At 60.6% G+C, this 12,792-nt stretch carries 12 protein-coding genes; 5 read left to right on the top strand and 7 right to left on the bottom strand.

The genetic code is table 11. The annotated features are described in order from the left end of the window. Positions 1–23: 23 nt before the first annotated feature. The 6 genes from codA to ACMXYJ_RS24395 form a co-directional block, all read right to left on the bottom strand. Entirely contained in the window at positions 24–1,271 is a 1,248-nt protein-coding gene (gene codA / locus ACMXYJ_RS24420; protein WP_123368400.1) for a cytosine deaminase, read from the bottom strand. A gap of 13 nt (positions 1,272–1,284) precedes the next feature. Next, positions 1,285–2,556 (bottom strand): cytosine permease, encoded by a 1,272-nt coding sequence (codB, locus tag ACMXYJ_RS24415; RefSeq protein ID WP_415757257.1) that lies wholly within the window; start codon positions 2,554–2,556, stop codon positions 1,285–1,287. A 266-nt stretch (positions 2,557–2,822) separates the two neighbouring features. Next, a complete protein-coding gene (locus ACMXYJ_RS24410; RefSeq protein ID WP_415757256.1) occupies positions 2,823–3,653 on the bottom strand; it encodes an alpha/beta fold hydrolase in 831 nt (276 codons plus the stop codon). Positions 3,654–3,854: 201 nt separating this feature from the next. Further along, positions 3,855–4,307 (bottom strand): GNAT family N-acetyltransferase, encoded by a 453-nt coding sequence (locus ACMXYJ_RS24405; protein WP_415757255.1) that lies wholly within the window; start codon positions 4,305–4,307, stop codon positions 3,855–3,857. A gap of 108 nt (positions 4,308–4,415) precedes the next feature. After that, on the bottom strand, positions 4,416–4,772 hold the full coding sequence (queD, locus tag ACMXYJ_RS24400) for a 6-carboxytetrahydropterin synthase QueD (protein WP_008152165.1): 357 nt from the start codon (positions 4,770–4,772) through the stop codon (positions 4,416–4,418). Between the two features lie 94 nt (positions 4,773–4,866). Continuing rightward, on the bottom strand, positions 4,867–5,946 hold the full coding sequence (locus ACMXYJ_RS24395; protein WP_415757254.1) for a patatin-like phospholipase family protein: 1,080 nt from the start codon (positions 5,944–5,946) through the stop codon (positions 4,867–4,869). Positions 5,947–6,133: 187 nt separating this feature from the next. Between ACMXYJ_RS24395 and ACMXYJ_RS24390 the strand changes: the two genes are divergently transcribed. Genes ACMXYJ_RS24390 through ACMXYJ_RS24375 form a run of 4 tightly spaced genes read left to right on the top strand, consistent with a single transcriptional unit; the run spans position 6,134 to position 8,735 of the window. Next, on the top strand, positions 6,134–6,442 hold the full coding sequence (locus tag ACMXYJ_RS24390) for a PepSY domain-containing protein (RefSeq protein ID WP_415757253.1): 309 nt from the start codon (positions 6,134–6,136) through the stop codon (positions 6,440–6,442). Beyond that, entirely contained in the window at positions 6,442–6,753 is a 312-nt protein-coding gene (locus ACMXYJ_RS24385; RefSeq protein ID WP_415757252.1) for a PepSY domain-containing protein, read from the top strand. Before ACMXYJ_RS24390 ends, ACMXYJ_RS24385 begins: the two co-directional genes overlap by 1 nt. A gap of 3 nt (positions 6,754–6,756) precedes the next feature. Beyond that, the gene (locus ACMXYJ_RS24380; RefSeq protein WP_415757251.1) at positions 6,757–7,425 is read left to right on the top strand and encodes a response regulator transcription factor; all 669 of its coding nucleotides are present in this window, start codon (positions 6,757–6,759) and stop codon (positions 7,423–7,425) included. Next, complete coding sequence (locus ACMXYJ_RS24375; RefSeq protein ID WP_415757250.1) at positions 7,422–8,735, top strand: sensor histidine kinase; 1,314 nt, start codon at positions 7,422–7,424, stop codon at positions 8,733–8,735. Before ACMXYJ_RS24380 ends, ACMXYJ_RS24375 begins: the two co-directional genes overlap by 4 nt. Positions 8,736–8,854: 119 nt before the next feature. Here the strand turns inward: ACMXYJ_RS24375 and ACMXYJ_RS24370 are convergent, their stop codons facing one another. Continuing rightward, positions 8,855–11,002, bottom strand: coding sequence for a methyl-accepting chemotaxis protein (locus ACMXYJ_RS24370; RefSeq protein WP_415757249.1), 2,148 nt, complete (start codon positions 11,000–11,002; stop codon positions 8,855–8,857). Between the two features lie 370 nt (positions 11,003–11,372). Here ACMXYJ_RS24370 and ACMXYJ_RS24365 point away from each other — a divergent pair, with 370 nt between their 5' ends. Continuing rightward, positions 11,373–12,689, top strand: coding sequence for a Na+/H+ antiporter family protein (locus tag ACMXYJ_RS24365; RefSeq protein WP_415760799.1), 1,317 nt, complete (start codon positions 11,373–11,375; stop codon positions 12,687–12,689). Positions 12,690–12,792 lie beyond the last annotated feature (103 nt).

Below are 12,792 nucleotides of genomic sequence, written 5' to 3'. Positions count from 1 at the left end.
CGTCAGCCCAGCCAGCGCAAAGTTCAGCTCTGATCGCCGAAGAATTCCACCACCGGCATCTGCCGCTTCATCAACACCTTGCCATCGCGCACCGAATACAGTGGCAGGCCCTGGCTGCGGATCACCTCGTAATCGCTGTCCGCCGACAGAATCAGCAAATTCGCCGGCCGCCCGCGTTCCAGTCCGTAACGATCACCCAGGTTCATGGCCTTGGCGCTGTTGTCGGTGACCAGGTCCAGTGCGCTTTGCAGGTTGCGGTAACCGAGCATGTGGCAGATATGCAAGCCGGCTTCGAGCACGCGCAAGATATTGCCGTTGCCCAGCGGATACCACGGGTCGACGATCGAGTCCTGGCCGAAACACACGTTCATCCCGGCTTCCAGCAGCTCATTGACACGGGTCACGCCACGGCGTTTCGGGAAGTTGTCGAAACGTCCTTGCAGGTGAATGCTTTCGGTGGGGCAGGAGACAAAACTGATCCCCGAATGCCCGAGCAGACGGAACAATTTGGCGCAGTAAGCGTTGTCATAAGAGCCCATGGCCGTGGTGTGGCTGGCGGTCACTCGCGAGCCCATGTCGCGGCTGCGGGCTTCTTCGGCCAGCACCTCTAGAAAGCGTGAGTGCGGGTCGTCGGTTTCATCGCAATGCACGTCCACCAGGCATCCGGTGCGCTCGGCCAGATCCATCAGGAATTTCACTGAGCTCACGCCTTGATCGCGGGTGTACTCGAAATGCGGAATGCCGCCGACCACATCGGCGCCCATGCGGATCGCTTCTTCCATCAGCTCGCGACCGTTGCGGTACGACTCGATGCCTTCCTGCGGGAACGCAACGATCTGCATGTCGATCAGGTGACGGCTTTCCTCGCGCACTTCGAGCATCGCCTTGAGCGCGGTGAGCTGCGGGTCGGTGACGTCGACGTGGGTGCGCACGTGCTGGATGCCGTGGGCGGCTAGGGTCTGGATGGTTTTCTTGGCGCGGGTCTTGGTGTCCTCTTCGGTGATGGTCACCTTGCGCTCGCCCCAGCATTCGATGCCTTCGAACAGGGTGCCGCTCATGTTCCAGCGTGGCTCGCCAGCGGTGAGCGTCGCGTCGAGGTGAATGTGCGGCTCGACGAAGGGCGGCACCACCAGGTTGCCGCCAGCGTCGAGATCATCGGGGCCCAGGGTCGGGGCTTCGGTCTGTCGGGCGATGTTGCTGATCAGGCCGTTTTCCAGGTGCAACTCATGCAGGCCATCTTGGTTGCGCAGGCGGGCGTTGATGATGTGCATCAGGCGAATCCTTTTATAGATCTTGTAATGGTGCGTTGGCAGTACGGGCACCCAGCACGCCGGTCAGTAATACATACGTTAGCGCGGCAGCGGCAATCCCTACCAGCGGCGCGACCCACGGTGAACTGAACGCGGCGACAGTGCCGACTGCGTAGGCGGTCAAACCGGACCAATTGAACGCCGGCAATCGAGCATCGGCCAGACGTGGATATTGACCACGATAGCGGTAGAAGAAGTCCGCCATGATCACGCCGCCAATCGGCGGAATCACAGTGCCCAGCAAAATCAGGTAGGGCACCAGCATGTCGTACATGCCGAGCAGCGCCAGCAACGTGCCGATCACTGCGCCAGCCAGGGTTACGGTTTTGCGACGGCCGGTGCGCAGCAGGTTGCAACCGGCGACGGCGAAGTTGTAGATCGTGTTGTCCTGGGTGCTCCAGATATTGAGCAGCAGCATCGCCATCGCCGCCATGGCGAAGCCTTGCAACAGCAACACTTCGACCACATCCGGTTGCTGGTAAACGATGGCACCGTAAGCACCGATCAACACCATCAGGCCGTTGCCGATGAAGAAACCGATCAGGCTCGCCAGCACCGCGACGCGTGCTGAGCGGGAGAAACGCGTCCAGTTGGTCGCCTGGGTTGCGCCGCTGACAAAGGTGCCAAACACCAGCGTAATCGCGGTCGACCAATCCAGTGTTCCCGTCGGGACTACCGCGAGCAAACCGTCGAGGCCGCCGACCTTCACCGTGGCCACCCACATCGACAGCATCAGCAGCAACATCATCGCCGGTACGGCGATGTACGACAGAATCTCCAAACCGCGATAACCGACATACGCGGTCGCGCAAAACATCAGGCCGAACAGCACCATCAGCCCGAGAACGGTGCCCTCGCTCAATTCGAAATACTTGCCCAGCACCACGGCGGCAGTGGCCGTGCCCCAGGCGTACCAGCCGATCTGGGTAAAACCGAGGATCAGGTCGCTGAGCTTGCTGCCCACTTCACCAAAACAAAAGCGTCCCATCAGCACCGAATTCAGGCCGCTCTTGAAGGCGATGTAGCCAAGGCCAGCGGCGTAGATCCCCAGCAGCAGATTGCCAACGATAATCACCGCCATCATCTCGCCGAAACTGAACGCCACACCGAGCTTGCCGCCGGCAAACATGGTGGCGGTAAAAAAGGTGAAACCCAGCAACACCATGGCCGTTGAGGCCAGGCCTTTACGGGCATGCATCGGGACTTCGCTGAGGGGGTAGTCGTTGCCGGGATCGTTCTGCGTCATGGGGCGTTCCTTGCTGAATGAGTGACGCGGGGGCGTGTTGCAGTGGTCGTGCCAAGCGTGGGGTGGCTTAGTTATTTATAGCCGAGCGGGGGGATTTGGCTTGAGGAAGGGCGCGAAAGAGGTGCACCTGAAGGAACACAGAGCCCATGTGGGAGCGAGCCGGCTCCGGGCGGCGTTCCGACGATAGCGGTGGGTCAGTCGACATCAATGTCGGATGTGACTCAGTCATCGCGAGCAGGCTCGCTCCCACAGTGGATTCGGTATTTTCAGGGGGATTTGTGTTGTGGGAGAAACCGCAGGAGTGCCGCGACAATCGCTTCTGGCGCATCTTCCTGAACCAGATGCCCGGCATTCGGAATCGCCTGAAATCGCGACCCCGGAATCATCTGATGCAATGCCTGCCCGCGCTCAATGGGGATCCACTGATCATCTTCCCCCCACAGAATCTGCACCGGACACCGAATCGTCGGGTACAGCCCTTCGGCCTCACGGGTATAACGCTCGTCCATCTGCGCAATCTGCCGATAGAACGCCGCTTGCCCCGGATCGCCGAGCCACGGCTGCACGTAAGGCGCGAGTTCGTCGTCCGGGATTTCACGTTTGATCGCCCCGCGAATATAGGTCGGCACGATCGCTTGCTGAATGTAATCGGGCAGGCCACTGAATGCCGCCTCATGCTGACGCACATGCTGCACAAACGGCGAACCCCAGGGCGTCAGCGCCACTGGATCAATCAGCGTCAGGCTGCGGTAGTCCTTGCCGTTCAGCAGGTGAGCACGCAGGGCGGTGGCGCCGCCGAAGTCGTGGGCAACCACGTCTGGCCGTTTCAGGCCCCAGTGATCGAGCAAGTGAGCCAACAGGTCGTTCTGCACACCCAGCGACACATCGCCCTCGACTTTCTCTGATAGCCCATACCCCAACAGATCAAAGTAATGCACCCGATGGGTGGTGATGAAGTGCGGCGCAATCCGGTGCCACACGTAAGAAGAGAAGGGCGTGCCATGCACGAACACCAACGGCGGACCATCACCCCGTACGGCGTAGCGAACGGAGTGCCCGTTGAAGCGGTAGGATTGAGGCAGCGGCCAGTCAGTCATTGGGGGTGTCCTCTTGGCGTGTGGGAGCCAAAAAGCATAGGCATAAAAAAACAGCCGTTGAAGGCTGTTTTTAAATTCACTGACGAAACGCAGTTCACCGTGGGAGCGAGCTTGCTCGCGATGGCGGCCTGGCAGTCAAACTGATGTTGAATGTACAGACGCCACCGCAAGCAAGCTCGCTCCCACAGGTTTTTAGTGCACTCAGCCCAGTGATTTGCTCATGTGCACGCGGCGCAGGCCGTTCTCTTCGACCCGGTGGGTTTCGACATACCCTCGGCGGGTGTACAGCGCAATGTTTTCGCTCATGGCTTCGTTGGTGTACAGCCTGATCGATGGGTAATCCGCGTCGCGTGCGTGGCGTTCGGCGAAGTCCAGCAACTGACGGCCATAACCTTGCCCCTTGACCGCCGGGCTGACTGCGATGTTGTCCAGCAGCAAGTACTCTTCCGTGTCGATCAACACCACAAAGCCGCTGAGTGTCTGCTCGCGGGCGAGCACATGGATGCGCCTGGCCAGCACTTGACTGGCATAGTCATCCAGCATCGGTGCGGGTTTGCGGCCGATACGCTCGATGTAAGGCGAGTAAGCCGCCTCGACGATGGCCTCGATCTGCGCGATATCCTCAAGCGTAGCGGGACGAATAAGCAGCGACATCAGGCGGGTTCCTTTGGGCCAAGGATGAGGTCCGACTGTACCGGGGAGGACGGCGAAACGACAGGCATAAAAAAACCACCGGTCTCGGTGGTTTTTTTATCGATCGGCTTATTCGCCGTGATAGATGCAACCGCTGGTGCACGTCTCGTGGATGCGGATCGCGCTGAGTTCCGGCAGCAGAGGCTTCAATTCTTTCCAGATGAATTTGGCCAGGACTTCACTGGTCGGGTTTTCCAGGCCAGGAATGTCATTCAGGTAGTTATGGTCCAGGCGCTCATAGAGCGGCTTGAAGATCGCCTTGATTTCCGAGAAATCACGGATCCAGCCCGTGTGCGGATCGAGGTCGCCGCTCAGGTGGATCGCCACTTTGAACGAGTGACCGTGCAGGCGGCCGCACTTGTGGCCTTCCGGTACGTGGGGCAGGCGGTGGGCGGATTCGAAGGTGAACTCTTTGAAAATTTCCACAGTGATTTCAGCTCTGTCAGGTGGCGATCGCCGCGGCGATGTGGGCAGGCGGCGAGTTTAACAGTTTGCGTTTGGCGTTGCGGAAAAACACTGACTAAAGGGTCAGCAAGCGCTCCCCGAGGCGACCGCTGGCCGCCAGTTCGAGGAACTCATCGCCCATGCGACGGCTTTCTTCCATCGTCGTGCGCCAGTATTTCTGTCGGCTCGTGGCATCGCCCATGAAGCGTTTGAAGTCGTTGCGGTCCGGAAGTTTGCCGTAAGGCAGGCGCGCCAGGTAATCCTTCGACGGCGCCAGCAGCAAGATATCCTGTAACCGCGCAGGACACGCGCGGCGCCACGGCAGGGTTTTGTCGAACCAGCCGGGAATGACCCGGTCGGTGAAATGCGGATAGAGCACGATGTCGTTGCCGCTGTAGGGCAGGTCGAGGTGATAGTCCAGCAGACCGCCATCGCGAAAAGTTCCGGCACCGGCACCCGGCAAGTCACGCACGCCTTCCATCACCATCGGGATCGAGCCCGATGCGAGCAAGGCCTGGCGCAGGTTGCCGGCATTCAGTGCAACGAAGCGCGAGGGGAAATCGTTCAATGCATTGACCGGCGGTGCCAGGCGCGGATCGTGAATGATCAGCCGCTCGAAATGCCGCGACAGCCGCGCCCGGCCGCGCAAGTTGTCGGCGATCACCGATGACAGGCCCAACCCCAGTCGGCCGCGATGATCGTCCGCCAGCAGGCCGTGGCTTTTGACCACCATGATGTTCAGTCGGTAATGGGCGTTGTCCAGAATCGAGGCATCGCGGCCATCAAGCAGCTCATCGAGCATGCGCCGGGAGCTCTGGCTGATCTGCGCCATGGTCACGCCCTTGGCGAAGTTCTGCTCGGTATAGAGGTGACCGAGGCGGCGGATACCTTCGGCGGCATCCGGCAGACACGCGCTGGCGAAGCGCCAGGAACCCACCGACGCACCGATCAACGAGCGCTCCCGCGGTGCCGCCGGCAGCCATTCACCGAACAACGCCAGGTCCAGACCTTGAATCCCCAACGCCTTGGGACCACCGGCGGCACCCGGCAGTGTGCCGACATCGGCGGCGCTCAAACCGTTTTCACGGATGCGCGCCAAGGCGCGAGGGCCGGCCTTGAGGGTCAGGGAGGGGAACTTGATGTGGATAGCGGTCATACCGGTCTCTATGTCTGGCAAGCGGGGGAGTATAAACAGGTCAGGCAACGCCACCAGTCCACTGTGGGTTTTGTGCATTCCTGTGATGTCGCGTTGTCATCACCAATGATGGCAATTCAGTTTCAATTAAGTTCGCCCCGTTAAGGTGCACTCCGTAGGCAACACATAAAAAAACCGGAGATATCCCATGAAAACCTTCACTGCCCTGTTCACCGCGTCCATCATCGGCATGACCGCCAGCATCGCCCACGCTCGCGACCTCGGTCCAGACGAAGCCCTGAGACTGCGCGACGCTGGTACCATTGTGTCTTTCGAGAAGCTCAACGCCACCGCTCTGGCCAAACATCCCGGCGCCAAGATCACCGAAACCGAGCTGGAAGAAGAGTACGGCAAGTACATCTATCAGGTGGAGTTGCGCGACCCTCAGGGCATTGAGTGGGACCTGGAATTGGACGCTGTCAGCGGGCAGATTCTCAAGGATCATCAGGATACGTAATGAAGGTAAATCTATGCGGCAGAGGTCGAATGGCCCTGGCGCTTCTGGCATTTTGCTCGGTGGTCATGGCCCGCGACCTGGATCAGGACGAAGCCCTGCGCCTGCGTCAACAGGGCGTGATCCTGCCGCTGGAGCAGCTGTTGCAGCAAGCGCTGGACCGCTACCCTGGGGCCAAATTGCTGGAAGCCGAGCTTGAAGAGAAACACGACGTCTACGTTTATGAAGTCGAGTTGCTGACCGCCGAAGGCGTGGTCCGCGAACTGGACCTCGAGGCCACCACCGGCCAGTTACTGAAAGACAAGGAAGATTGATCGATGCGTTTGCTTTTGGTGGAAGACCATGTGCCGCTGGCCGACGAACTGATGGCCGGCCTCAACCGTCAGGGTTACGCCGTGGACTGGCTGGCCGACGGTCGCGACGCGGTGTATCAGGGCAGCAGCGAGCCTTATGACCTGATCATCCTCGACCTCGGCCTGCCGGGTTTGCCCGGGCTCGAGGTGCTGACTCAATGGCGGGCCGGTGGTCTGTCCACGCCCGTGCTGATCCTCACCGCGCGTGATTCCTGGGCCGAACGGATCGAAGGCCTCAAGGCCGGCGCCGACGATTACCTGACCAAACCTTTCCACCCCGAAGAGCTGCACTTGCGCGTCCAGGCGCTGTTGCGCCGTTCCCATGGGCATGCCAACCAGCCGACGCTCAAGTCTGCCGGACTGCACCTGGACGAAGGCCGTCAATGCGTGACTCGCGACGGCGCCGACATCCTGCTCACTGCCGCTGAATTCCGCCTGCTGCGTTATTTCATGCTGCACCCCGAGCAGATTCTTTCCAAAAGCCACCTTGCCGAACACCTCTACGACGGTGAAACCGAGCGCGACTCCAACGTGCTCGAAGTCCACGTCAACCACCTGCGGCGCAAACTCGGGCGCAGCGTCATCGAAACCCGTCGCGGCCAGGGTTACCTGTTCGGCGGGCAAGCCCAGTGAGGTCGATCCAGCGCCGCTTGAGCCTGGGGCTGATCAGCGTGATGGTGATCGTCGGCCTGGTGCTGGCGCAGACCAGCCTGTGGCTGTTCGAAATGGGTTTGCAGCGCTACCTCGAAGCCGGGCTGCGCAACGACAGCGAAAGCCTGCTGGTGGCGCTGGTGCGTGGGCCGCAGGGTTTGCAGCTGGATGAGCGGCACCTGTCGCCGGCCTATCAGCGACCGTTCTCCGGGCATTACTTCCGCATCGATTTTGCCGACAGCCATTGGCGTTCCCGTTCACTGTGGGATCAGGAACTGCCGCGCCTCGACCATGCCGGCCTGCACAGCAACCTGCAATTGGGGCCGGAAGGCCAGCAATTGCTGGTGCTGCGTTCGGACTATCGGCGCTTGGGCCAATCGATTTCCATCAGCGTGGCCCAGGATTACACGCCGGTGCGCGAGAGTTTCCAGCGTATGCAACAGGTTGGTCTCGGCCTTGGATTGGCGGGGTTGTTGCTGATTCTGCTGCTGCAACGGATCACCGTGCGCCGCGCCTTGCGCCCGCTGGAAAAGGCGCGAGAGCAGATCGCCCAGTTGCAGCAGGGCCAGCGCTCGCAACTCGATGACCAGGTGCCGGTAGAGCTTGAGCCGCTGGTGGCGCAGATCAACCATTTGCTGGCGCACACCGAAGACAGCCTGAAGCGTTCGCGCAATGCGCTGGGCAACCTCGGCCACGCCTTGAAAACCCCGCTGGCGGTGTTGTTGAGCCTGGCCTCAAGCGAGAAGCTCGATGCGCATCCGGAACTGCGCAAGGTGATTCAGGCGCAGCTGGAACAGGTCCAGCAGCGACTCAATCGCGAACTCAATCGCGCACGGTTATCCGGCGATGCGTTGCCGGGGGCGTTGTTTGATTGCGATGCTGAATTGCCTGGGTTACTGGCGACGTTGAACATGATTCATGGTGAGCATCTTGATCTCAGCTACCGTGCACCGGCCGGTTTACAACTGCCTTGGGATCGAGAGGATTTGCTCGAACTGCTCGGTAACTTGCTGGACAACGCCTGCAAGTGGGCGGATGCCGAGGTTCGGTTGAGCGTGGTCGAGACGACCGAAAGGTTTGAGTTAAGCGTGGAAGACGATGGGCCGGGGATTCCCGAAAACCAGCGCGATCAGGTGTTCAGCCGGGGCACCAGGCTTGATGAACAGACTGACGGGCATGGGTTGGGATTGGGGATTGTGCGGGACATCGTCGATACGTGGGGCGGGGTGTTGCGGCTGGAGGAGAGTGAGTGGGGCGGGTTGAAGGTGATGATCGGATTACCTCGTCGATGATCGTTCCCACGCTCCGCGTGGGAATGCATCCCGTGGCGCTCTGCGTCACATCCCAAAGCGGAACGCGGAGCGTCCCTGGCGGCATTCCCACGCGGAGCGTGGGAACGATCGGCGTCCGGTTAAACGCGGAATTGATCCATCAAACTCTGCTGCTGATTCGCCAGGCTATTGAGCGACTGACTCACCCGCGCCGATTCATTGGCCTGGCCTGACAGCGATTCAGTCACATCCCGAATCGTCGCCACGTTGTTGTTGATCTCCTCGGCCACCGCACTCTGCTCCTCGGCAGCACTGGCGATCTGCAAGTTCATGTCGCTGATCACCGTCACCGCTTCACCAATCTGCCGCAGCGCGGTCACCGCCTGACCCACCTGTTCGACGCTGCCCTGAGCCTGACGATGGCTGTTGTTCATCGAACCGACCACGTCCTGAGTGCCGCTCTGCAACTGCTCGATCACCAGGCGGGTTTCTTCGACAGACTCCTGGGTCCGGCGTGCCAGGTTGCGCACTTCATCGGCCACCACGGCAAAACCACGTCCGGCTTCACCGGCACGAGCGGCCTCGATGGCGGCGTTCAGCGCCAGCAGGTTGGTCTGTTCGGCGATGGCTCGAATCACTTTCAGCACCGAACCGATCTTCTCGCTGTTGGCCGCCAGGCCTTCGACTTGGACCATCGCCGCGCTCATGTCGGCGGCGAGGTTGTCGATGCTGGCGGTGGTGCGGTCGATCACGGTCAAACCGCGGCGGGTGGCCTGATCCGCATCCCGCGCTGCCTGTGCCGCTTGCGCTGCACTGCGAGCAACGTCTTGAGCGGTGGCGCTCATTTCGTGAGAAGCGGTAGCGACCTGATCCACCTGACGGTACTGCTGTTCCATGCCGGCGCTGGTCTGCGTGGCGATGGCGGACGACTGATCCGCCGTGCTGCGCGCGTCCTGCACCGAGCGTTTGACCTCGGCGATGGTCGGTTGCAGCTTGTCGAGGAAGCGGTTGAACCAGCCGGCCAATTGGCCGAGTTCGTCCTGCTTGTCGTAGGCCAAACGGCGGGTCAGATCGCCTTCGCCGCTGGCAATGTCTTCGAGCATGTGCGCCACACCCAGGATCGGCCTGGTCACGCTGCGGGCCATCAGCCACACCAGCAACAGGCCAATCAACGCGGCCAGCACACCCAGGCCGAGTTCGACCAGGGTGCCGGCAGTGTTGCTTTCATCGAGTTGTTTTTTCAGCGCTTCAGCGGGGCCGACCAGGACCTTCTCCGGCACCTCGAGCAACACGCCCCAGGACTTGCCACCGGGAATCGGCTGGAATGGCGACAGCACTTTGAGCTGTTGATTGTTGTGCAGGCTTTCGGTCTTGCTGCTGGTGGCGAGCATGCGGATCAGCTCTGCACCGTTGGCCTTGTCCACGGTGTCCAGGCGCTGGCTGAGCTTGCTGGCGTCCGGGCTGTAACCGGCCAGCAAACCGACCGGGCTGATGATGCTGACGTTGGTCTGGCCGTCATAGAGCTTCTTGCTCGCACCCTGGCTGACGGCTTGCAGGCTGTTGAGGTTGATGTCCACCGACAGCGAAGCGATGACTTTGCCGTTGACCATCAGCGGGAAAACGATGCTGGTCATCAGCACGTTCTGGCCGTCGATCACATAGAAGTAGGGTTCGATCACGCAGGGCTTGAGTGTCGTGCGCGGGCAGGTGAACCAGGCGTTGGCCGGTTCACCGCTGGGGCCGGTGCTGGTGTCGGCCATGTCGCTTTCCGGTAGCGCCATCGACGTCACCTTGCCTGGTGTCGGCTGCGACCAATAGAGCGCGAAACGGCCCTTGTCGTTGCTGCCCAACTCGGCCTGGCCGGCGAACAGATCGTCCTTGCCGTCCAGCGCGTTGGCTTCAAACACCAGCGAGAGGCCGAGCAGGTCCGGGTTGGCTTGCAGGGCCGACTTGACCTGACGCGTCAGGTCTTCACGCAGGTCAAAGGCATCGAGGAAGCGCTTCTCGGCCTGGTCGCGCAGGAACAGCACCTGACGCGAAAAGCCGTGGCCATATTGATAGGCGTCCATGAACTGCTGGCGAATGCCCAGCGCCTGGTTTTCACCCTGGGATTCGATCCGGGCCTGGGCCGCTTCGGTGAGCATCTCCATGCTGGATGCTTTCACCATCTCGGAGCTGTGCTCCATGCGATACAGCGAAAGACCCACCAGCAGGGTCACGATGCCGGCCAGGCACAATCCGGCCAGCAGGGTGATTTTCCATTGAATGGAAAGTTGTCTGAGCGACATGGAGACGTCCTTTATTCGATAAATATCTGAGACTCGGCACTATAACGGCCGTGATTTGGCATTCTTTATGCCGCTCGACGAATATCGAGGCACACAAACCTGTAGCAGCTGGCGCAGCCCTTGTGGGAGCGAGCTTGCTCGCGATAGCGGTGGATCAGGCAACACAAATGTCGACTGACACTCCGTCATCGCGAGCAAGCTCACTCCCACAAGGGCATCACCAGCGGCAACAAGTGATCGTGTTGGCTTTGACAAGGTGGCAGCGGTCCGGCACAGTGCGCGCCCTCTAATAAAACCCACTCATTAATCCGCTGGCGGCTCTTTGCAGACTGCCGGCCGGACTCTTTCCGTTTGCCTTGAGGTAACGATGATTAATGCTGTAATTGCCGCGGTCGGCGTCATGCTGATCCTCAGCCTGTCCCGCGTGCACGTAGTGATCGCGCTGATCGTGGGCGCCCTGGTGGGTGGTTTGACCGGTGGCCTGGGCATCGACGCGACACTCAAAGCCTTCAACAGCGGCCTCGGCGGCGGCGCGACGGTCGCATTGTCCTACGCATTGCTCGGCGCTTTCGCAGTGGCCATTGCCAAGTCCGGCCTCGCGCACGCGCTGGCAGACAAAGCCTTGCTGATGGTCGACCGCCAGCACGCCAGCGGTGGCCGACAGGTCAAATGGCTGTTGATCGGTCTGCTGTGGGTGGTGGCCATCGCTTCGCAGAACATTCTGCCGATACATATCGCCTTTATTCCGCTGCTGGTGCCGCCGCTTTTATATGTGCTGACCAAGCTGCAACTGGACCGCCGACTGATTGCCTGCGTCATGACCTTCGGCCTGATTACGCCGTACATGTTCTTGCCCGTGGGCTTCGGCAACATCTTCCTTAATGAAATCCTGTTGGCCAACGTCGCCCGTAGCGGTGTGGACATCAGCGGCATCAACGTCACCCATGCCATGGGGATTCCGGCATTGGGCATGGTCGTCGGGCTCGCGGTAGCGTTTGTCAGCTACCGCAAGAAGCGTGTCTACGATCTGGAAAAGATCGAGCAGGTCGAACAGGTCGCGGTGCAGTACAACCCGCTGAGCCTGATGGTCGCCGGTCTGGCCATCGCGGTGGCGTTCATCATTCAGCTGTTGCTGGACTCGATGATCATCGGTGCGCTGGCAGGCTTTCTGATTTTTTCGGTGTCGGGGATCGTGAAGTGGCGTGAAATCGATGACCTGTTCACCGAAGGCATGAAGATGATGGCGATGATCGGCTTCATCATGATCGCTGCCTCAGGTTTCGCCGAAGTGATGAAAGCCACCGGTGAGGTGCAGACACTGGTCGAAGCCTCGGCCTCGTGGATCGGCCACAGCAAAGGCATTGGCGCGTTGCTGATGTTGCTGGTTGGACTGTTGGTGACCATGGGCATCGGTTCGTCGTTTTCCACGGTACCGATCCTGGCCGCGATTTTTGTGCCGTTGTGCGTACAGTTGGGTTTCAGCCCGATCGCGATCGTGTGCATCGTCGGGACTGCCGGTGCGCTGGGCGATGCCGGTTCGCCGGCGTCGGACTCGACCCTCGGCCCGACCTCGGGCCTGAACATCGACGGCCAGCATCACCACATCTGGGACACCGTGGTCCCGACCTTCCTGCACTACAACCTCCCGTTGCTGGCGTTCGGCTGGGTGGCGGCGATGGTCCTCTAAACACAATTCCCCTGTGGGAGCGAGCCTGCTCGCGAAGGCGGCGGCACATCCAGCATTGATGTGACTGACATACCGCTTTCGCGAGCAGGCTCGCTCCCACATT

The sequence above is a fragment of the Pseudomonas arabinosi genome (assembly GCF_047758675.1).
Classification (GTDB): Bacteria; Pseudomonadota; Gammaproteobacteria; order Pseudomonadales; family Pseudomonadaceae; genus Aquipseudomonas; species Aquipseudomonas arabinosi.
Note: the sequence above shows the minus strand (reverse complement) of the source record. Positions and strands in the feature narration are given on the sequence as shown.